7 protein-coding genes are annotated in these 25301 nt (G+C 39.8%); 2 read left to right on the top strand and 5 right to left on the bottom strand.

Features of this window, described 5'->3' with window-relative positions; translation table 11 throughout:
* Positions 1-391 precede the first annotated feature (391 nt).
* The 3 genes from F9B76_RS00295 to msbA all read right to left on the bottom strand — a co-directional run bounded on the left by F9B76_RS00295 (position 392) and on the right by msbA (position 15705).
* Positions 392-12907: a YadA-like family protein gene (locus F9B76_RS00295; protein ID WP_159990289.1), complete on the bottom strand. Its 12516-nt coding sequence runs from the start codon at positions 12905-12907 to the stop codon at positions 392-394.
* Positions 12908-13567: 660 nt separating this feature from the next.
* The gene (locus tag F9B76_RS00290; RefSeq protein WP_159990288.1) at positions 13568-13915 is read right to left on the bottom strand and encodes a hypothetical protein; all 348 of its coding nucleotides are present in this window, start codon (positions 13913-13915) and stop codon (positions 13568-13570) included.
* Between the two features lie 8 nt (positions 13916-13923).
* A complete protein-coding gene (gene msbA / locus F9B76_RS00285) occupies positions 13924-15705 on the bottom strand; it encodes a lipid A export permease/ATP-binding protein MsbA (RefSeq protein ID WP_159990287.1) in 1782 nt (593 codons plus the stop codon).
* Between the two features lie 110 nt (positions 15706-15815).
* On the opposite strand from msbA, the gene F9B76_RS00280 reads away from it, so the two are divergent.
* Together F9B76_RS00280 and F9B76_RS00275 are read left to right on the top strand one after the other, a co-directional pair.
* On the top strand, positions 15816-16766 hold the full coding sequence (locus F9B76_RS00280; protein WP_159990286.1) for a glycosyltransferase family 9 protein: 951 nt from the start codon (positions 15816-15818) through the stop codon (positions 16764-16766).
* Complete coding sequence (locus F9B76_RS00275) at positions 16763-17515, top strand: YdcF family protein (RefSeq protein WP_159990285.1); 753 nt, start codon at positions 16763-16765, stop codon at positions 17513-17515. The genes F9B76_RS00280 and F9B76_RS00275 overlap by 4 nt, the downstream gene beginning before the upstream one ends.
* 167 nt (positions 17516-17682) lie before the next feature.
* Here F9B76_RS00275 and dnaE read toward each other — a convergent pair whose 3' ends face one another.
* Complete coding sequence (dnaE, locus tag F9B76_RS00270) at positions 17683-21171, bottom strand: DNA polymerase III subunit alpha (protein ID WP_159990284.1); 3489 nt, start codon at positions 21169-21171, stop codon at positions 17683-17685.
* 56 nt (positions 21172-21227) lie between these two features.
* Positions 21228-25247, bottom strand: coding sequence for an ATP-dependent RNA helicase HrpA (hrpA, locus tag F9B76_RS00265; RefSeq protein WP_243140649.1), 4020 nt, complete (start codon positions 25245-25247; stop codon positions 21228-21230).
* Positions 25248-25301: the final 54 nt, after the last annotated feature.

The raw sequence follows: 25301 nt of genomic DNA, 5'->3' as shown, positions 1-25301 counted from the left end.
CATTTTTATACTAAATTACAACGAATTTTAATATTTTTTTTCAATTTTTATGATTAATAATTTTTATCAGTATAAATATAGCCTTTTTTATCAATAAGTTAATCCTTATTTTTGAATTAAATTTAATAATTTATTAGTTGAATATCACGGTTAAATCACACAATAATTTTGCTTTGAGTAAGTAAATAGTAGTGTTAAATAAGTAAATAAAGATACTTTCTCAAATTATTCTCTCAAAATTAAATACAGCTCGTTTATTCATATAAAAAAACCCTTCGCTCTAAAAACGAAGGGTTTATTAATTGACCAGAATAGTTATTCTAGTGAATATTTATTCTGGTCTTTTCTGATAAGAATATAACTTTATATTATAAACATAAGATACTGTTTATTACCATTGATAACCAATACCAGCAGAGGCACCTACATCACCTCGTGTATTCGCATTACCTTGCGCTTTAATGATAATCTTACCATTATCACTGATACGCGAATAACCCACTGCTATCGCACCTTCATTTTTATAAGTACCCGCAGCTGCTGCTAGCATTGATTTACCGGGTAGGAATGCCTGTGGTAAACCTACTGCCGCATTAGTGCCTGCAATACCTGCTCGAAGGTCTTTGTTATTACGGTCAATATGTTTATAAATATCACCTGTTCTTTGGTTTAATTGATCAACATTCACCGCATCAGTTCCCTTAACTCCCCGTGCAACATTACTGATCACCTTATCACCAGCATTCAAACCGCCATCTCTGGTGATACTTGGACCATTATAAATAGCTAAGCCACCTTGGCTAAAGGTTGTACCGCCAATATTGATACTACCTGTATTGTCCAATGTTACATTATTGGCTAATTGGACTTTTAATCCATTATTACCATCATTAGAAACACGAATATTATCTTGTGTTGATACATCTTTAGCGCCACCCGTAATCTTTAGATTAGAACCTAAAGTACGATTGACTGGCTTACTATCATCACCCGTAAAGATAAGACCATCATCTAAAGTTGCTACTTCACGGGGATTATTGTTGCCATCAGTATATTTGATACGATCAATTTCTTTACCGTTATCTTTTTCAGCAACTGTTTTTGAACCTTTCTCTGGTTTAAGGGTAATAGTAGCACCTTTCTTACCATCAGCTCCTTTAGGACCTGTTAGACCGATAGAACCATCTTTACCATTAATCACAATGGATGAACCATCTTTACCATTAACACCGATAAAGCCATCAATACCATCTTTGCCATTTTCACCTTTACCACCAATCACAAGTGTATTACCTGTTGAGATTTCGTAGCCATTGTTGATTTGTTTTACCACAATATTATTACCTTGGTTAAGGCTAAAGGTTTCATTATTATTAATTCTCTTATCGGTTGCTTGGGTATTATCACCATTGGTTGTCAGGTTAAATCCACTATTGGCAATGGCTGTATAAAGCTGACCACCATTGATTACCTCTTTACTACCTTGCGATACATCACCATCCGCAATATTGGTAATTTTCTTATTACCCATATTGATACCTTTTTTAGTCATAGATGGACCATCTTTAATGGTTATACCTTCATTATTAAACGTGGTATTTCCCATCGTTAAGTTACCATCTTTCAAGTGTGTAGCGCCAATGGTAATACTGCCTTCTTTCGTAAGATTTAGGTCTTTATTTAAGCTGACAGCAAAATCTTTACCACCTGATGCATTTGTTCCATTTTCAGCAACCTTAACATTATTATCACCAGCGCTGACACTCTCTTCTTTAGCAATTTGTTTTTTCATTGCTTCAGAAAGATCGATATTATAAGTAGTTGTAAAGTTTGCTGCATCTGGATCAGCAGTTACTTTCACACTATCAGAGCCTTTTACTACTGATTTCTCAGCATTAATCGTATAAATACTATGTTTATCACCAGCTTCAGCTTTTGTAATAGTGACATTCTTACCTTCTTTTAGCTCAGTTTTTGCTGCGGCTGCTGCGGCATTTAGCTGGTTAAGGTTTACCGCATCCGTTCCTGTTGTGGCATTGGCAACGTTGGTGATATTTTTACCGCCAGCATTAATACCCTCTTTGGTCACACTGGGTCCACCAGTAATAGTGAGACCGCTGTTATTTAGTGCAGTATTGCCAATAGTTACACTACCTTTATCGGTTAAGTTCAGATCTTTAGATAATTTCACTTCTAACGAACCATTGTTGTTATTCACTCCAATATTGTTATCCGTGAGTTTAGCTTTATCCGCACCACCTTTAATATCTAGGGTTTCATTCAGTTTTTTCGCAATAATGGTACCGTCATCACCCTTAAACTTCAAGCCATCATTTAAAGTAGCAATGGTTTCTGTTGTACCATTTTGGTTGATATATTGAATTCGGGTTGTACCGTTCTCGCCATCTTTACCATTAACACCTACTGGACCATTTACCACGGTAACAGTTGCATTAGCACCATCTTTACCATTAATGCCAATAGTACCTACTTTGTCATCTTTACCTACAGTAATATTCTCAAAGGTTGGTGTATCAGAAGTCGAGAGACTAATCGTACCGTTTGCTTGGTTAATACGGATATTATCTCCGGCATCAATGGTTACCAAGTCCCCCATCTTCACATTATGGGTGGTATTCCCTGTCACTTTACCACTACCTGATTGGGAGGTGGTCACGTTCCAGCCTTTATCAACTTTAGTTTCAAGGTTGCTGATATTTTGGTTTGTTTCGTATAACTGGCTACCATTGACCGCATCGGTACTATTGGCAGATAAGTCACCTGCTGTTACATGGGTGATTTTCTTATTCCCTGCGTTAATACCCTCTTTGGTGATACTTGGTCCATTGGTAATAGTTAACCCATTGTTATTTAAGAGAGTATCTCCAATGGTGATACTACCTGCATTGGTTAGATTTAATACTTTGCTCAGTTTAACCGCTAATGTACCATTGGCATCACCTACCACACCGATATTATTATCGCTTAGGTTGGTCACATTCGCACCACCTGTAATCTCTAACTGGCTACCTAGGGTGCGATTGATAACCGTCTCATTATCGCCTTTAAAGGTTAGACCATCATCCATGGTCGCCACTTCACGGGTGACAGGATCGCCATTCGCATCCGTGGTGTTATAGACAATACGGGTAATGTTTTGACCGCCATCTTTTGCATTGACCGTAGGTTTGCCCTCCGAGACTGTAATATTAGCGTTGGGTGATTGACCATCTTTACCTGCTGGACCTGTTAGTCCAATTGAGCCGTCTTTACCGTTAATCACGACAGAGGAACCGTCTTTACCATTGACACCAATAGTGCCGTCAATGCCGTCTTTGCCGTCAGTACCTTTTTCACCAATAGAAAGCGTATTACTGGTGGCAATTTCATACCCATTATCGATTTGTTTAATCACGATATTATTACCAGCATCTAAGGTAAAGTTTTCATTGGTGATTAAACGTTTACCCTCTGGGGTTAGGTTATCGGCTTCGCTGGTTTGACCATTTGTACCCTCTACGGCTTTACTAGTGAGGTTAAAGCCGGCATTGGCAACAGTGGCATTTAACTGATTGAGGTTCACTGCATCCGTTCCTGCTGTGGCATTGGCAACGTTGGTGATTTTCTTATTCCCTGCATTAATACCCTCTTTGGTCACACTGGGTCCACCGGTAATAGTGAGACCACTGTTATTTAAGATAGTATCTCCAATGGTGATACTACCCTCTGGGGTCAAGTTAAGGTTTTTACTGAGTTTAACCGCTAATGTACCGTTAGCATCACCGACAACACCAATATTATTCTCTGTTAAACTAGTAGCATTTGCCCCACCCGTAATCTCTAACTGACTACCTAGGGTGCGATTGATAATAGTGTCATTATCGCCTTTAAAGGTTAGACCATCGTCCATCGTGGCGACTTCACGAGTCACAGGATCGCCATTGGCATCCGTGGTGTTATAGACAATACGGGTAATGTTTTGACCGCCATCTTTTGCATTGACCGTGGGTTTGCCCTCCGCGACAGTGATATTAGCATTAGGCGATTGACCATCTTTACCTGCCGGTCCTGTTAGTCCAATTGAGCCATCTTTACCGTTAATCACGACAGAGGAACCGTCTTTACCATTGACACCAATAGTGCCGTCAATGCCGTCTTTGCCGTCAGTACCTTTTTCACCAATAGAAAGCGTATTACTGGTGGCAATTTCATACCCATTATCGATTTGTTTAATCACGATATTATTACCGGCATCGAGGGTAAAGTTTTCATTGGTGATTAAGCGTTTACCGTCTGGGGTTAGGTTATCGGCTTCGCTGGTTTGACCATTTGTGCCATCAACCGCTTTACTGGTAAGGTTAAAGCCGGCATTGGCAACAGTGGCATTTAACTGATTGAGGTTCACTGCATCTGTGCCTGCTGTGGCATTAGTAACGTTGGTGATTTTCTTATTCCCTGCATTAATACCCTCTTTGATCACACTGGGTCCACCAGTAATAGTGAGACCGCTGTTATTTAAGATAGTATCTCCAATGGTGATACTACCCTCTGGGGTCAAGTTAAGGTTTTTACTGAGTTTAACCGCTAATGTACCGTTAGCTTCACCTACCACACCGATATTATTATCGCTTAGGTTGGTCACATTCGCACCACCTGTAATCTCTAACTGGCTACCTAGGGTGCGATTGATAATAGTGTCATTATCCCCTTTAAAGGTTAAGCCATCGTCCATCGTGGCGACTTCACGAGTCACAGGATCACCATTCGCATCCGTGGTGTTATAGACAATACGGGTAATGTTTTGACCGCCATCTTTTGCATTGACCGTAGGTTTGCCCTCCGCGACTGTAATATTAGCGTTGGGCGATTGACCATCTTTGCCTGCTGGACCTGTTAGTCCAATTGAGCCGTCTTTACCGTTAATCACGACAGAGGAACCGTCTTTACCATTGACCCCAATGGTGCCGTCAATACCATCTTTGCCGTCAGTACCTTTTTCACCAATAGAAAGCGTATTACTGGTGGCAATTTCATACCCATTATCGATTTGTTTAATCACGATATTATTACCGGCATCGAGGGTAAAGTTTTCATTGGTGATTAAGCGTTTACCCTCTGGGGTTAGGTTATCGGCTTCGCTGGTTTGACCATTTGTACCCTCAACGGCTTTACTAGTGAGGTTAAAGCCGGCATTGGCAACAGTGGCATTTAACTGATTGAGGTTCACTGCATCCGTTCCTGCTGTGGCATTGGCAACGTTGGTGATATTCTTACCACCGGCATTAATACCCTCTTTGGTGATACTTGGTCCATTGGTAATAGTGAGACCGCTGTTATTTAAGATAGTATCACCAATCGTTACGCTACCATCTGTCGTAAGATTAAGCGTTTTACTCAGTTTAACCGCTAATGTACCGTTAGCTTCACCTACCACACCGATATTATTATCGCTTAGGTTGGTCACATTCGCACCACCTGTAATCTCTAACTGGCTACCTAGGGTGCGATTGATAATAGTGTCATTATCCCCTTTAAAGGTTAAGCCATCGTCCATCGTGGCGACTTCACGAGTCACAGGATCACCATTCGCATCCGTGGTGTTATAGACAATACGGGTAATGTTTTGACCGCCATCTTTTACATTGACCGTAGGTTTACCCTCCGCGACAGTGATATTAGCATTAGGCGATTGACCGTCTTTACCTGCTGGACCTGTTAAACCGATAGAACCATCTTTACCGTTAATCACGACAGAGGAACCGTCTTTACCATTGACACCAATAGTGCCGTCAATGCCGTCTTTGCCAGTTTTACCGATATTCAAATTATCTGCAGTGGCAATTTCATACCCATTATCGATTTGTTTAATCACGATATTATTACCGGCATCGAGGGTAAAGTTTTCATTGGTGATTAAACGTTTACCGTCTGGGGTTAGGTTATCGGCTTCGCTGGTTTGACCATTTGTGCCCTCTACGGCTTTACTGGTCAAGTTAAAGCCCGCTTCAGCAATTGCCGTATAAAGCTGTCCACCATTAATCGCTTCTTGGCTACCTTTTGACACATTACCATCCGCAACATTAGTAATGACTTTACCACCCGCATTAATACCCTCTTTGGTGACACTAGGTCCACCCGTAATGGTTAATCCACTATTATTTAAGATACTATCTCCAATGATGATACTACCCTCTGGGGTCAAGTTAAGGTTTTTACTCAGTTTAACCGCTAATGTACCGTTAGCTTCACCTACCACACCGATATTATTATCGCTTAGGTTAGTCACATTAGCACCACCCGTAATCTCTAACTGGCTACCTAGGGTACGATTGATAATAGTGTCATTATCGCCTTTAAAGGTTAAGCCATCGTCCATGGTGGCGACTTCACGGGTCAAAGGATTACCATTCGCATCCGTTGTATCGTAAATAATACGGGTAATATTTTTATTCTTATCATCAGGGTTAACCGTTGGTTTACCCTCTGCTACTGTAATATTAGCATTGGGCGATTGACCGTCTTCATCAGCAGGTCCTTTTAGACCAATTGAACCATCTTGACTATTTAAGACAATAGAAGCCCCATCTTTACCCTCTGGACCTGTTAGTTCAATTGAACCGTCTTTACCGTTAATCACGACAGAGGAACCGTCTTTACCATTGACCCCAATGGTGCCGTCAATGCCGTCTTTGCCGTCAGTACCTTTTTCACCAATAGAAAGCGTATTACTGGTGGCAATTTCATACCCATTATCGATTTGTTTAATCACGATATTATTACCAGCATCTAAGGTAAAGTTTTCATTGGTGATTAAACGTTTACCGTCTGGGGTTAGGTTATCGGCTTCGCTGGTTTGACCATTTGTGCCATCAACCGCTTTACTGGTCAGGTTAAAGCCCGCTTCAGCAATTGCCGTATAAAGCTGTCCACCATTAATCGCTTCTTGGCTACCTTTTGACACATTACCATCCGCAACATTAGTAATGACTTTACCACCAGCATTGATACCCTCTTTGGTGATACTTGGTCCATTGGTAATAGTAAGACCACTGTTATTTAAGACAGCATCACCAATCGTTACGCTACCATCTGTCGTAAGATTAAGCGTTTTACTGAGTTTAACCGCTAATGTACCATTGGCATCACCTACCACACCGATATTATTATCGCTTAGGTTAGTCACATTCGCACCACCCGTAATCTCTAACTGGCTACCTAGGGTGCGATTGATAATGGTCTCATTATCGCCTTTAAAGGTTAGACCATCATCCATGGTCGCCACTTCACGGGTGACAGGATCACCATTGGCATCGGTAGTGTTATACACAATACGAGTGATATTCTGACCACCATCTTTTGCATTGACTGTAGGTTTGCCCTCGGCAACAGCAATATTGGCTTTAGGTGATTGACCGTCTTTACCTGCCGGTCCTGTTAGCCCAATTGAACCGTCTTTGCCATTGATAACGACTGATGAACCATCTTTACCATTCACGCCAATAGTGCCATCAATACCATCTTTACCATCCGCTCCTTTCTCACCAATCGAAAGCGTATTACTAGTGGCAATTTCATAGCCATTGTCAATTTGTTTAATGACTATGTTATTACCCGCATCAAGGGTAAAGTTCTCATTGGTGATTAAGCGTTTACCCTCTGGGGTTAGGTTATCGGCTTCACTGGTTTGACCATTACTGCCCTCTACGGCTTTACTGGTGAGGTTAAAGCCAGCATTAGCAACAGAGGTATTTAACTGATTGAGGTTCACTGCATCCGTACCTGCTGTGGCATTGGCAACGTTGGTGATTTTCTTATTCCCTGCATTAATACCCTCTTTGGTCACACTGGGTCCACCGGTAATAGTGAGACCGCTGTTATTTAAGACAGTATCACCAATCGTTACGCTACCATCTGTCGTAAGATTAAGCGTTTTACTCAGTTTAACCGCTAATGTACCGTTAGCTTCACCTACCACACCGATATTATTATCGCTTAGGTTAGTCACATTAGCACCACCCGTAATCTCTAACTGGCTACCTAGGGTGCGATTGATAATGGTCTCATTATCGCCTTTAAAGGTTAGACCATCATCCATGGTCGCTACTTCACGGGTGACAGGATCACCATTCGCATCCGTGGTGTTATACACAATACGGGTAATGTTTTGACCGCCATCTTTTGCATTGACCGTGGGTTTGCCCTCCGCGACAGTGATATTAGCATTAGGCGATTGACCATCTTTACCTGCCGGTCCTGTTAGTCCAATTGAGCCATCTTTACCGTTAATCACGACAGAGGAACCGTCTTTACCATTGACACCAATAGTGCCGTCAATGCCGTCTTTGCCGTCAGTACCTTTTTCACCAATAGAAAGCGTATTACTGGTGGCAATTTCATACCCATTATCGATTTGTTTAATCACGATATTATTACCCGCATCAAGGGTAAAGTTCTCATTGGTGATTAAGCGTTTACCCTCTGGGGTTAGGTTATCGGCTTCACTGGTTTGACCATTACTGCCATCAACCGCTTTACTGGTCAGGTTAAAGCCCGCTTCAGCAATTGCCGTATAAAGCTGTCCACCATTAATCGCTTCTTGGCTACCTTTTGACACATTACCATCCGCAACATTAGTAATGACTTTACCACCAGCATTGATACCCTCTTTGGTGATACTTGGTCCATTGGTAATAGTAAGACCACTGTTATTTAAGACAGCATCACCAATCGTTACGCTACCATCTGTCGTAAGATTAAGCGTTTTACTGAGTTTAACCGCTAATGTACCATTGGCATCACCTACCACACCGATATTCTTATCAGTGAGGTCAGTAGCATTTGCCCCACCCGTAATCTCTAACTGACTACCTAGGGTACGATTGATAATAGTGTCATTATCGCCTTTAAAGGTTAGACCATCATCCATGGTCGCCACTTCACGGGTGACAGGATCGCCATTGGCATCCGTGGTGTTATACACAATACGGGTAATGTTTTGACCGCCATCTTTTGCATTGACCGTAGGTTTGCCCTCCGCGACAGTGATATTAGCATTAGGCGATTGACCATCTTTACCTGCTGGACCTGTTAAACCGATAGAACCATCTTTACCATTTAAGACAATAGAAGCCCCATCTTTACCCTCTGGTCCTGTTAGTCCAATTGAGCCATCTTTACCGTTAATCACGACAGAGGAACCGTCTTTACCATTGACCCCAATGGTGCCATCAATACCGTCTTTGCCTGCTTTACCGATATTCAAATTATCTGCAGTGGCAATTTCATACCCATTATCGATTTGTTTAATCACGATATTATTACCGGCATCTAAGGTAAAGTTTTCATTGGTGATTAAACGTTTACCGTCTGGGGTTAGGTTATCGGCTTCGCTGGTTTGACCATTACTGCCCTCTACGGCTTTACTGGTGAGGTTAAAGCCAGCATTAGCAACAGAGGTATTTAACTGATTGAGGTTCACTGCATCCGTACCTGCTGTGGCATTGGCAACGTTGGTGATTTTCTTATTCCCTGCATTAATACCCTCTTTGGTCACACTGGGTCCACCGGTAATAGTGAGACCGCTGTTATTTAAGACAGTATCACCAATCGTTACGCTACCATCTGTCGTAAGATTAAGCGTTTTACTCAGTTTAACCGCTAATGTACCGTTAGCTTCACCTACCACACCGATATTATTATCGCTTAGGTTGGTCACATTCGCACCACCTGTAATCTCTAACTGGCTACCTAGGGTGCGATTGATAATAGTGTCATTATCCCCTTTAAAGGTTAAGCCATCGTCCATCGTGGCGACTTCACGAGTCACAGGATCACCATTCGCATCCGTGGTGTTATAGACAATACGGGTAATGTTTTGACCGCCATCTTTTGCATTGACCGTAGGTTTGCCCTCCGCGACTGTAATATTAGCGTTGGGCGATTGACCATCTTTGCCTGCTGGACCTGTTAGTCCAATTGAGCCGTCTTTACCGTTAATCACGACAGAGGAACCGTCTTTACCATTGACCCCAATGGTGCCGTCAATACCATCTTTGCCGTCAGTACCTTTTTCACCAATAGAAAGCGTATTACTGGTGGCAATTTCATACCCATTATCGATTTGTTTAATCACGATATTATTACCGGCATCGAGGGTAAAGTTTTCATTGGTGATTAAGCGTTTACCCTCTGGGGTTAGGTTATCGGCTTCGCTGGTTTGACCATTTGTACCCTCAACGGCTTTACTAGTGAGGTTAAAGCCGGCATTGGCAACAGTGGCATTTAACTGATTGAGGTTCACTGCATCCGTTCCTGCTGTGGCATTGGCAACGTTGGTGATATTCTTACCACCGGCATTAATACCCTCTTTGGTGATACTTGGTCCATTGGTAATAGTGAGACCGCTGTTATTTAAGATAGTATCACCAATCGTTACGCTACCATCTGTCGTAAGATTAAGCGTTTTACTCAGTTTAACCGCTAATGTACCGTTAGCTTCACCTACCACACCGATATTATTATCGCTTAGGTTGGTCACATTCGCACCACCTGTAATCTCTAACTGGCTACCTAGGGTGCGATTGATAATAGTGTCATTATCCCCTTTAAAGGTTAAGCCATCGTCCATCGTGGCGACTTCACGAGTCACAGGATCACCATTCGCATCCGTGGTGTTATAGACAATACGGGTAATGTTTTGACCGCCATCTTTTACATTGACCGTAGGTTTACCCTCCGCGACAGTGATATTAGCATTAGGCGATTGACCGTCTTTACCTGCTGGACCTGTTAAACCGATAGAACCATCTTTACCGTTAATCACGACAGAGGAACCGTCTTTACCATTGACACCAATAGTGCCGTCAATGCCGTCTTTGCCAGTTTTACCGATATTCAAATTATCTGCAGTGGCAATTTCATACCCATTATCGATTTGTTTAATCACGATATTATTACCGGCATCGAGGGTAAAGTTTTCATTGGTGATTAAACGTTTACCGTCTGGGGTTAGGTTATCGGCTTCGCTGGTTTGACCATTTGTACCCTCAACGGCTTTACTAGTGAGGTTAAAGCCGGCATTGGCAACAGTGACATTTAACTGATTGAGGTTCACTGCATCTGTGCCTGCTGTGGCATTGGCAACGTTGGTGATATTCTTACCACCGGCATTAATACCCTCTTTAGTCACACTTGGTCCATTGGTAATAGTGAGACCTTTATTATTTAATACCGCATCGCCAATGGTCACACTACCGTCTTTAGTAAGGTTTAAGTCTTTGTTTAAACTAACCTTATAATTCTTGCCACCTGATGTATTTGTTCCATTTTCAGCAACTTTAATATTATCGCCAGCACTGACACTCTCTTCTTTAGCAATTTGTTTTTTCATTGCCTCAGAAAGATCAACATTGTAAGTAGTCGTAAAGTTTGCTACATCTGGATTAGCAGTTACTTTCACACTATCAGAGCCTTTTACTACTGATTTATCGGCATTGATTGTATAAACACTATGTTTATCACCAGCTTCAGCTTTGGTAATAGTGACATTCTTACCTTCTTTTAGCTCTGTTTTTGCTGTGGCTGCTGCGGCATTTAGCTGGTTAAGGTTTACCGCATCCGTTCCTGTTGTGGCATTAGCAACATTGGTGATTTTCTTATTCCCGGCATTAATACCCTCTTCAGTAACACTAGGTCCACCTGTAATGGTTAGTCCAGTGCTATTTAAAGTCGTATTACCTAACTTAACACTACCCCCATTTGTCAAATTAAGGGTATTATTTAAATTGATTTTTACTGCCCCATTCTCAACTGTTGTATTGATATTACTATTACCACCTGCAACTTCAATAGGTTCACCTAATTGATGAGTAACATTACCACCAACTTGGGCTTTTAATCCAAAACCTTTATGGGCTTTTTTAATGGCTTCTGTTGCATTATCATTTAAGGCAATAGTAACATTATTACCACTTACATCTGTTTCAATATAGTTATCTTTTTTACCTATAATATCAAAATGTTTATTTTTGTTATTAACCGTAATTATATTAGTATTAGTAGTATTGACCGTATTATTACTTCCATCTACATTTGTAACTGTAGTAGTATTAGTAGCATTATTCTGTTTACCGACACCTACTGTAAAATCACCTAAGCCTGAAACCTTTTCTAATGCTCTTACTACCCCGTATAACTGCGAACCATTAATAGCATCTGTTGAATCCTTAGCAATTCGACCAGCCCCCACATTTTGAATTTGGCGGCTTCCATACTGGTTATTTTTAACATAATTTCCTAGAGATAGCACTGGAGAGCCCTCATAGGATAACCCCGCAAACTCGAAATCTTTACCATCAATCTGAAAATTTTCACCATTAATTTCAAGTTTTTTATGATCTTCCCCTGTATGAGGTTGACCCGCAACCGCATAAGCACCAAGAGCAATGCTACCGTCTGTTGTTTCTGGCGCTTTACCATATCCTCCCGTACCTATTGCTCTTGCATGATAACCAATGGCAATTGCACCCAAAACATTTTTTATCCTTGCACTACCGCCAATACCAATAGAATGTGCTACCGAACTGGCTCTATTAATATTAGTAGAAGGAGAGTCTTCACTTCCTGTCCCCATATCAACACCATTAGAAGTATCTCGTTCACCAATACCGACCGTATCCCATGGAACACTATTTCTTGCCATACTAAGCGATGATACCGATAATCCTAAAGCGAAAATAGCAAGTGGTATAACTTTTAGTGAAAATATTTTTGTTTTATTCTCTAATTCTCTACAGTCTATGTCTGATTGTACAGTTGTAGTAGATTTACCCCTTGATTTAACGAGTTCAGATACAGCAACCCAAGCACCAATAGATTGATTCCAAACTACTTTAAAAATTTTATTCATAGAAATTCCTTCAAGATCTTGTATCAAATAATAAACGGCATCACTATAAACATTAAGCTACTCAAGTCATAATCACCTAATATTTATACTAAATATAAAAGTTTGTATCTATTTTAATAATTTAAAATTATTTAATAATGAAAAATAATTTAAATTAATCAAATAACTAGTTATATATTAATTCCTAATATATAGTAAATTTTTTAAAATTTTATCATTTTTTATAAATATTTATTAGATATAGTTATAATTAGTTAAAAGTTTTTCTCTTGCTTAGTGTACTTATTATTTTTACTGAAATAAAGACACCTTATTATTCTATTATTCACTTTAATAAAATACTTTTTTCTCTATATTGTGATGATAAGTTTCTTATTTTTGTAGGAACTTTTTCTTAAAAAAACAAATATCCCTTTTGGTTTAATCTTAAAATGGAATAATTGAATTTCCCTCTTAGCCCTCCCTTTAATATTATTTTTTGTGCCATAATAAATGGCTAATGTACAATACTTTGCACACTAGCCAATATAAGTTTGGTCATTTTATACAGTATTATATAAAGCACTCATTTAAGGTAGCAGTACAACATCTTAAAAATATATTAATAATATAAGAGATGCAATGTTACACTTCTACGATGAATTCTCCATATAAATACACCTAACTATGTCCTGCTGGGGTTCTGCTCTGCATCGCTATAATCCGATCCTCCAACTCTTTAGATGTTTGTAGGGCAATTAAAACTGTATTAGTTTTTTCATTTCGCTCTAAAGAAAGCGTAATACTTTGCCCTTCAAAAGCCTCAGGATTTGCTTTTAAATCAATATACTTCTGCAATAAAGCATCGACTAATGATTGTGCCTTTGGAAGATAGGACTCAATATTTTCTTCATTAGAATCCTTAAAAACTAGCTCTATTGTTTTTGATAAATCCCATGTAAAAAACATCAGTGCATTCGCCCCAACGACATCGGGATGTTCATATCCCCAATTTTCTGTTTTTGTCATTACTATCCTCAATTATTTTTTTGTGCAAGTTGTGATAAAGAAGCATACAAGCCATCATGCTGTATTAATTGCTCATGTGTGCCATCTTCTACTATTTTACCCTCTTCTAATACCAAAATACGATCCGCATTCTGTATAGTCGATAAACGGTGTGCAATCACAAAAGTGGTACGTCCTTTCATCAACGTTTCCAATGATTGTTGAACCAATTTTTCAGATTCATTATCCAGAGCCGAAGTCGCTTCATCTAGGATTAATATGGGGGCATTTTTCAATAAAGCACGTGCAATCGCAATACGCTGACGTTGTCCACCTGATAACCATGCTCCATTTTCTCCAATTGGTGTGTCTAATCCATTTGGCAAGGATTCTACAAATGAGGTCAAGTTAGCGGCATCTAATGCCTGCATAATCTCTTCTCTAGTCGCTGTATGGCAAATACCGTATGCCACATTTTCAGCCAATGTACCATCAAAAAGAAAAACGTGCTGTCCCACCAAAGCAAAATTACGCCGTAAACTCTTTAAGTCATAGTGAGAAAAAGGAATACCATCTAATAATAATTGTCCCGTTGTTGGCTCAATAAAGCGTGGTAACATATTGACCAATGTTGTTTTACCACTTCCTGATCGACCCACAAAAGCCACGGTTTCACCCATTTTGACATGCAGTGATAAGTTTCTGATCGTGTCTTTTTCGGCTCCTTCAAAACGGAAAGACACCTGATCAAAGACAATCACAGAATCTGGTTTAATCACTGCTTCTTGTTGATCTGTACTTGCTTCTTTAGGTGCATCAATAAGCTTAAAGACACTTTCTGTTGCCATCATCATACGCTGTGCTTTACTCGCAATATTGGTTAATCGCTTAACAGGGTCAAAAATTTGTCCTAAAGCAGAAATAAAAGCAATAAATTCACCAACCGTTAATAACCCTTTTTCACCTTGATATAAGGCTACCGCAATAATCGCAGCAACCGAAAAAGAAATCACCCACTGTGTTAGTGGCGACATAGCCGCCTCGGCAGAAACAATACGCATGGCATGACGGCGTAATAGTGCATTTACCTCATCAAAACGCTTGGTTTCTTGCTCATAGCCCTCATTCATTTTGATAACACGCTGCCCTTCTATCCCCTCTTTAACGATTTTAGTAAAAACCGCATTGGTATCAATATTTTGGCGACCCACTTTTCTAAGTCGTTTTGCAAAATAACGGCCTACCAATACAGAAGGGGGAAAAACAACAAGGATAATCAATGTCAATTGCCATGATAAATAAATCAACATAGCACAGATACCAATAATTGTCGTCACCTCTTTGACTAAGGTGGTAATCACCTCAGTCGCATAAACAGTTACTTGGTTAGCATCATTGGTAAAACGATTTAATAATCGCCCTGAATCACCTTTCTGGTATTCAATATCAGGCAGCTGGAGCATACTTTGAAACATATCATGACGTAGTGTCAGTAAGACTTTATTGGCAACCCATGCCATAATATAGCTACCGCCAAAGCTAGTAATCCCCCGAATAAACATCAGCACAATAATCATTATGGGGATCATCCAGACATAGTGTTTCTCTGCGCCTAAAAAACCTTGATCAATAAGTGGTTTCATTAAGTAAGCCATCCACGGCTGTGTCGCAGAAGCGGCTAAAATTAAAAGAAGAGCCCCTAACCAATATAACCAATAAGGCCACACTCGCTTATACAAGCGAATCCATAGTGTTCGATCAACCGCTTGTGTACCATCATTGACTTGTTCTTTCTTCTTAAATAAACTCAAGGAAATACCTCTTATTCAATATTTTTAAACATTGCCTACGATTTTAATAGGTTTTCAGATAAAATCGGTGTAAAGTGTTACTTACATGAAATTATTCTTATTAAACCGCTATGAAAAATCCTATCCGTCGTATTTATATTCGCCTACCCAACTGGATTGGTGATGTATGCATGACTCTCCCTTGTTTAGATGCTGTTATCGCCACACAATGCGAGGTGATTATTTGTGCTAAACCGTGGGCAAAAGATTTACTTAGCGGATTACATTTTACGGCATTTATTCCACTGACAGGCAAATGGTTACACGACCGAAAAACCCTTATTGCTTACCAAAAAGCACACCCTATAGAGGGAAAAAGTGTTGGGTTACTACTGCCAGACTCACTCAGTAGTGCCTTAACATTTCGTACAGCAGGGATTCAATGTGCTGGCTATCGTGATGATGGACGAAGCCCTTTACTCAAATGGGCAATTAACAAACCCTCCCAATCGCTTCATGCTGTAGAATCTTGGTATTATCTATGCCATACTGCCCTGACTATATGGGGATTTAGTAGTAAATCACCAGTTGATCATCAGCTACATCTTCCCCTACATTCTCAACATATTGAGCAAGCAGAACAGATACGTTCACAGATCCCCTCCTCTTCTTTTATTATGATTGCCCCTACCGCAACAGGGAAACATAAGGGAAGAGAAAAAATATGGCCTTACTTTGATACCCTCACTCGACAGTTACAAAACGAAGGCTATACGGTTGTTATGTCGCCTCCACCTAATGAAAAAGAAATGGCATTACAACAAGCTCCTACTGCAATGTTACTTCCCCCTATGTCCTTAGGTACTTTTGTGGCATTACTGGGTAAAGCCTCTATGGTTATTTGTAATGATTCTGGCGTTTCTCATTTAGCCAGTATAGGGGCTAAACATCAAATTACCTTAATTGGTGTTACCGATCCTCAACGAACACGCCCTTGGTCACCAACAGCAGTTGTATTAGGTAAGATGGACGCTTGGCCTAGTGTACAAGATGTTATCAACCAGATTAAGAAAATTATATGAAAAGTTTTTTAATATCACTGATTATTCCTCTTAATCTTTGTATTTTTCTCGTTATAGTAGGTGCTATTCTTACTATTCTGAGAAGAAGAATACTTGCTTTTTTAAGTATCACAACGGGTATTTTATGGTTATTGGTATGGTCTTTACCTATTACTTCTCTTATTTTAGGGGGGTATCTTGAGAATAAATATCCCTATATCCCTCCTCCCCTACAACCAACCGCAGAGGCGATTGTGGTATTTGGAGGAAATACTGCCAATAATCGTATTAACTGGTTTGATGCCTATCCTACCTCTAAAAAGCACGCACGTATTGATACAGCAGATGATTTATATTTTATGGAAAAAGCCCCTAAAATTATCGTTTCTGGTGCGGCATTAGATGGTAGTACCAGTGAAGCCAAGGGAATGGCAACACAGCTCATTCAACGTGGTGTTCCCAAAGAGGTTATTCGTATTGAAAATCAAAGCACCACGACACGAGAAAATGGTTTTTATGTTGATAAAATCCTTAAACAAGAAGGCATTAAACAGATTTTACTCGTTACTTCTTCTCTGCATATGCCGCGTTCTATGGCGGTTATGCATAAATTAGGTTATCAACCGATTGCAGCCGCCAATCCTCCTCAAATTATATTACCAGATACCGTTAATCCCTTCTTACCGAATGCTCGTGCTTTAGAGGCAAGTCGTTCAATTATTAAAGAGTATTTGGGGCTTTTGACGTATCGGTTAAGGGGATGGATTTGATAACATTATAAAAAGCACTGTAATAGTGGTAAATCGCTCAAACAATTCCTACACTTTGCTTCGGAAAACTCGCCTGGTTATCCACTATTTCTCCATGCTTTTAGAAAAATAAATCCCTTAATAAAATATTAAAAAAATTATTAGCCACTCTATTATAAAAGTACGACTTAATACTCCAACTCAAAGGGAATTTGCCTTTCTCGTAATTGTTGGAATAAATCAGGCGACATTCTCACTCGCCATTCTTCACCTAATTTCAGATCACAGCGAAATTGTGCTTTTTGCATTGCCAAGGAAACTTTTACCCAAATACCCGGAATACCGTTTTCAGGCTCTGCTCTAAAGGGATTTAACGCATATTTTAGTACCTGTGCCGTATGTTTTTCTGTTAAGGTTAAGTGTAAATAACGTACTTTTTCTTCTCTGGCTGATTGTAAATCATACAGTGTTTCTGCGGTAATACGTAACGTACCATTAAAACGGTTTTGTTTCACTTTAACCTGTGCAATCAATATATGATCCGTGCTTACTTGATGGCGATGACGTTCATACACGTCTTCTGGACACATAATTTCTAATTGAGCCGATCCATCATCTAAGAGTAAAAAGAAAAGACGTTTTCCTCCCTCTTCACCTTCACTTTTGGCGATAAAACTTCGTACCCCACTTAATACCCCTGCAATCCACTGTGTTTCTTTTGATTCTGTGATTTTGGCTAAAGTTGTTGGAATAAATCGGCGAATTTCATCTCGCCATACTTCAAAAAGGTGATGGCTAAAATAAAAGCCTAATGCCTGTTTTTCTTCCACTAATTGTGTATGCAAATCCCAAGGTTGTACACTAGCAATCTGTAAATCAACCAATGCACTAGAATCATCTTCAAACAAAGAAAATTGATCGGCATTCTCTGCGGCTTGATCAGCTGCCTCTATCGCTTGGTTAAGGCTTTCTAATAAAGCAACACGATTACTATTGATACTATCAAATGCACCCGCTCGAATTAAGGCTTCCATTGAACGGCGATTAACGGTATGGCGATCTACTCGGCTACAAAAATCATATAAATCCTTAAATGCACCACCTGCCTCTCTGACTTTTACAATATTTTCAACAGCTGATTGCCCTGTGCCTTTTACGGCACCAAGACCATAACGCATGGTTTTAGGAGGTAAACCTTTTTGACTTTCTTCATCCCATACAGGCTCAAAACGGTAACCTGATTGATTAATATCAGGGGGAAGAACGGTAATCCCATTCTCTATCGCATCTCGCCAGAAGACTTGTAATTTATCCGTATCATCCATATCAGAGGAAATAGTCGCTGCGATAAACTCTGCAGGATGATGTACTTTTAACCAAGCAGTTTGATAGGCAATCAAGGCATAAGCGGCAGAGTGACTTTTATTAAAACCATACCCTGCAAATTTTTCCATCAAATCAAATAATCGTACCGCTAATTGACCATCATAGCCTTTAGCAACAGCCCCTTTTTCAAAGATTTCACGGTGTTTTGCCATTTCTTCAGGTTTTTTCTTACCCATCGCACGGCGTAGTAAGTCTGCACCGCCAAGAGAGTATCCACCAATAATCTGAGAAATCAGCATCACCTGCTCTTGGTAAACAATCACCCCATAGGTACTGGATAAAGTAGCGGTAAGATCTGGGTGGAAATAATCTACTTCAGCTCTACCATGTTTACGATTGACAAAGTCATCCACCATACCCGATTCCAATGGGCCGGGACGATAAAGTGCCAGCATCGCAATAATATCCTCAAAGGTATTAGGTAATAATTTACGCAGTAATTCCTTCATTCCTCGGGACTCTAGCTGGAATACTGCTGTTGTATTTCCTTCTGAGAGTAAGCGATAGGTTGGCTCATCATCCAAGGATAGATGCATTAAATCAAAATCTTTTTTATTGGAGTTAAACTGCTTAACATACCGTACTGCCCAATCCAGAATCGTTAAATTTCGTAAACCAAGAAAGTCAAACTTAACTAAACCAACATCTTCAATATCCCCTTTATCATATTGAGAGACCACAGAGGTACTTCCCGGCTGACAATACAAAGGACAAAAATCAGTTAATTTACCAGGAGCAATAAGCACCCCCCCTGCGTGCATACCAATATTACGGGTTAAGCCCTCTAAGGGTTTAGCTAAATCAACAATTGTTTTGACATCTTCATCTTCTCGATATAACCGTTGAAATTCTGGTTCTTCCGTCAATGTACGCTCAAGAGACCACGGATTAGCAGGGTTAAAAGGAATTAATTTAGACAATCCATCACAAAGACGGTACGGCATCTCTAACACTCGCCCTACATCTCGTACAACTGCTTTTGCTCCTAATGTACCAAAGGTGGCAATTTGACTAACCGCATCACGTCCGTAGCGATCTTTAACATAATCAATCACTTTTTCACGGTTATCCTGACAGAAATCAATATCAAAGTCAGGCATCGACACACGTTCTGGGTTTAAAAATCGCTCAAAAAGCAAGTCATAGCGTAAGGGGTCTAAGTCGGTAATCCCAATAGAATATGCCACTAAAGAGCCAGCCCCCGATCCACGCCCCGGGCCAACAGGCACACCATTATTTTTCCCCCAGTTAATAAAGTCTTGTACGATAAGGAAATACCCTGAAAATCCCATTTTGGTAATGGTCTGACATTCTAAATCCAATCGTTCCTGATACTTAGGGTACTGTGCCTGACGCTCTTTCTCATCAGGGTAAAGATGTTTCATGCGTTTGGCTAATCCCTCTTGTGCCAACTGAATCAGATAATCATCTAAAGGAATATTATCAGGGGTTGGAAATAAGGGTAGTTGTGGGCGACCTAATTCAATCTCTACATTACAGCGTTTGGCAATTTCAACCGTATTCGCTAAGGCAGAAGGAATATCCGCAAATAAAGTACACATCTCTTCTGTACTTTTCATATACTGTTGGGGGGTAAAAAGCTTAACACGATTGCTATCGCCTAAAAGCTCACCTCTCGCAATACAAACTCTTGTTTCATGGACATCAAAATCCTCTTCTTTTAAAAATTGGATAGGGTGTGTAGCAACTACGGGCAATTGTAATGTTTGTGCAATTTTACTTACTTCATGGATATAGTTTTCTTCACCATCAAATCCTGCTCGTTGTAATTCAATATAAAAAGCATTGGGGAATTTGGCTGACCATTCTTTCGCCAATTGCTGTGCAAGTCCTACATTACCTACTGCTATTGCTCTACCTATATCACCCATCAAACCGCCTGATAACGCGATAAGCCCTTCTGTCTCTGTTAGCCATTCTTTACGAATCTCTGCATGGTCAATATTTTGATTTTCTAGCCAAGCCTTAGAGATAAGCTCACATAGTCGCAAATACCCCTGATGGGTACGAGCAATTAGTAAACAACGAAAGGGTTTTTGAGGGTCATCATCATTGCTCACCCATAAATCGCAGGCAATAATTGGCTTAATCCCTGTTTTTCTCGCCTGTTTATAAAATTTAATTTGTCCAAAAAGATTACCTAGATCCGCTATACCTAATGCTGGTTGTTCAAATTGTTTTGCCGTATCAACTAAATCTTTGATACGTGCTATACCATCTACAACAGAATATTCTGAATGACAACGAAGATGAACAAAACGAGGGGACATAGTAATACCGTCTTAAAGGAAGAGAAAAAGTAATTATAACAAAGATACTTAATCCGCTAAGCCCCTCGCATTAACCATGCCTTTTGCAAGCGTTTAACCGATACAGGCATTGGCGTACGCAACTCTTGTGCAAATAAAGCCACTCTAAGCTCTTGCAGTAACCATCTAAAATCTTCTAAACCCTTATCTTCTCTCCCCTTTAACTGGGCAAATGCACGTTGATAATTGGTCAATAAAGGTGCCATCTCTGCCATTAGACGGGTATCTCGTGCTGGGTCAGTTTGTATTTTCTCTGCTCGCACAAAATCTGCTTTTAAATACCGCACAAAATGATTTAAATGAGAATAGTCTGTCTGTGTTAAAAAATGTTTTTGCATCAGGGCTGACTGATTACTCATCATATCTTGATAGGCATTTTTATACGCTTTAATCGCTCCCATTTTTTTCTGTGTTTGATGCCATTGTTCCAAAATTTGATAGCAAAGTCTCGCCACTTCATTGACCAATAAGCCTAATTTTTCTTTGACCACCATTTTACGGTCTTCAAATGTTTGTTGATTCATAGGCAAAGGATCAATTAAAGCTGCTTGTATTAACGCACAATCAATTATATCGCTCAATAATTCTTCTTGCGTACCCAATGGTAGGTACAACATACTCATTTTAGTTATATCATGGATATTCTTTTGCCAATATTTTATCTGTTCTTTAAGACCAAGTTTAAATAAGCGTAATAACCCTTTTTTATGCTTATCAAGTGCCTGTTCTAGCTCATCAAAAACATCAATGGCACAATGAGTCCCCTCATCAACTAAGGCAGGATAGCCAATAACGGATTGTTGTCCCTTTTTAATTTCAAGAATATCAGGTAATTCACCAAAATCCCATGTAGTAATTTGGTCTGTTTTAAGCAGTGCTGCGGCATAGCGATCATGTTCAGCCACTTTCTGAAAACTTTCTTGTGTTTGTGTAGCATGCTCTGCTTTAAGTAAACTTAAATGACGACTAGCCGATAACATTCGCCCATATTCATCAACGACTTTAAAAATCATATGCATATGAGGGGGTAATGTTTCCACTTTAAAGTCTTCTTCCTTGACCCTTGTTTGTGTGGTTGCCCAAATATCATCGATTAAGGCTTGTAATAAAGGGCGGTTAGGTTTTTGTAAAATATGCTCATGACGGAAGTAAAAATCCCTTGCATATTCTGGCAAAGGCACACAATGTCGGCGTAATTTCTGTGGTAAAGATTTAAGTAAAAGTTGCACTTTCTCTCTTAACATACCCGGTACTAACCACTGTGTAGGAACAGGATCAATTTGACGTAAGGCATAGACAGGAATGGTCATGGTAACGCCATCTTTAGGCGAACCGGGTTCAAAATGATAGTCTAATGGTAAATCAAGCCCATCCCACGTGAATTTTTTAGGAAAAACCTGTGTGGTAACACCTGCTGCTTCATGACGCATTAAGTCTTTTTTATCCAGTATTAGTGCTTTTTGTTCTTCTTTAGAGAGCCGTTTATACCATGCTTCTAATGTTGCCGTCTGGTAAATATCTGTTGCAATATGCTGGTCATAAAAAGCGAAGATAAGCTCATCATCCACCAAAATATCAGGACGGCGAGATCGGTGTTCTAATCGTTCAATTTCTTCAATCAGCTGACGATTTTTGATAATAAAAGGCAATTGACTATCAATTTCTCCTGTAACTAATGCCTCACGAATAAACACTTCTCTAGCCGCTTGGGGATTAATTCGCCCATAATGTACCTTACGCCCATTATAGATAGGAATACTATATAAAGTCGCTCGTTCATTGACTTGTACTTGACCTCTTTGACGATTCCAATGTGGATCAGACCATTGTTTTTTCAGCAAATGTTCTGCTACACGCTCAATCCACTGTGGCTCAATCTTAGCAATGATTCGAGCAAACAGTCGTGAAGTTTCCACTAATTCACCTGCCATTATCCATTTACCCGCTTTTTTTGCTAAGGTAGAACTAGGGTGAATCATAAAACGAATATCTCTTGCCCCTTGATAAATCTGATTATCCTGCTCACTTTTAAGACCAATATTCCCTAATAAACCACTTAATAAAGCTTTATGAATTTGCTCATACGTCGCTGCTGTTTGATTTATACGCCACCCTTTTTCAGCAACCAGTGTTAATAATTGGCTATGGATATCATGCCACTCTCTTAGACGAATAGGCGATAAATATTCTTTACGAAGTTCATTAACCAACTTACGCTGTGATGCTTTATGTTCAACCTTATCATGATACCAATCCCATAATTTTAAATAGGAGATAAATTCAGACTTCTCATCTTTAAATTTAGCGTGTGCCTGTGTACTTTGCTCTTTGGCATCAAATGGACGCTCACGTGGATCTTGTACTGATAAAGCAGCCGCAATAATCAATACTTCGTGTAGGCTATGTTGCTCTTTAGCAGATAAAATCATACGTGCAATTTTGGGATCAAGCGGTAACTCTGCTAACACCCTACCAACCGGTGTAATATGGTTACGCGTATCTAATGCCCCTAACTCATGCAAAATATGATAGCCATCAGCAATCGCTTTCCCTGTAGGCTGATCCACAAAGGGAAATTGTTCAATATCATGCAGTTTTAATGCTTTCATTCGCAAAATAACCGATGCTAAAGAAGAACGTAAAATTTCTGGATCACTAAATGCAGCTCGCCGTTTAAAATCCAGCTCATCATAAAGGCGAATACACACCCCTGCTCCGATACGTCCACAACGACCTGCTCGTTGGTTAGCAGAGGCTTGACTAATTTTCTCAATTTGAAGCTGTTCAACTTTATTCCGCCAAGAATAACGCTTAATTCTCGCTAAACCGCTATCAATAACAAAACGAATACCCGGTACAGTTAAAGAGGTTTCTGCCACATTGGTTGCCAAGATAATTCGCCGTAGATTTGTAGAGGGTTGAAATATTCTTTCTTGCTCTGCTTGAGACATACGAGCAAAAAGTGGTAATACTTGCACTGCGGCCATTTTATGCTTATGTAGGGCATCTGCTGTTTCTCTAATTTCTCGCTCACCGGGAAGAAAGATTAAAATATCCCCTGACCCTACACGCATACACTCATCAACACTATCAATAATGGCATTGATAAGGTCTTTTTCTTCATCTCTATCCATACGGTCTTGTTGAGTAGAATATACACTATCTTCTTCCTCTATTAGACCAATAGGACGATAACGTACTTCAACAGGATATAAACGTCCAGAGACTTCAATAATAGGGGCAGCAATCCCCTGAGCATTTGCAAAATGTTGGGCAAAGCGATCCGCATCAATAGTAGCTGAAGTAATAATCAGTTTTAAATCAGCCCGTTTTTTAAGAATATTTTTGAGTAAACCCAGTAAAAAATCAATATTTAGACTACGTTCATGTGCTTCATCAATAATTATCGTGTCATATTTGCGGAGTAAAGGATCTTGCTGTGTCTCTGCTAGCAAAATACCATCCGTCATCAACTTAATCGCCGCATTAGGGCCTGTTTTGTCATTAAACCGTACCTGATACCCTACCCAATCCCCAATCTCTGTTTTTAGTTCTTGTGCTATCCGTTTAGCCACCGAAATAGCCGCAATACGTCTTGGTTGGGTATGACCAATTAATCCTTTTTGCCCCCTACCCAATGCCAGACAGATCTTAGGTAATTGGGTTGTTTTCCCTGAACCTGTCTCACCACTTACAATAACGACTTGATGTTGTTCAATCGCTTTTGCAATTTCCTCTCTTTTACCACTAACAGGTAATTCATCATCATAATGAATCGGAGGTAATGCTCTAGGTGTTTTCTCTAAAGGGGGAGTAGGTTTTGCGGATAAATCTGGCGCAGAGGGTATTTTTTTAGGAGACGTAGTTTTACGTTTCTTAATTCTTAATTGAGTAGATTTTGCTAAACGCGTAGAAAGCACCTCTGATGCTTCAACAGATATTGTTTTTTGATGGTCTTGCTTTGCTTTTTTATTCATAGATTGGTTTGGCATTCTTTTTTGGATAGGTGTATTCACTAAGTCAGTATCTTTTTGCATTGTTGGTCAATCAGTACACGTTATTATGTATTTTTATCTTTTTCATAAAAGATA

Source organism: Pelistega ratti (genome assembly GCF_009833965.1).
GTDB classification, from domain to species: domain Bacteria; phylum Pseudomonadota; class Gammaproteobacteria; order Burkholderiales; family Burkholderiaceae_B; genus Taylorella; species Taylorella ratti.
This window is presented reverse-complemented; position numbering and strand designations above follow the sequence as displayed.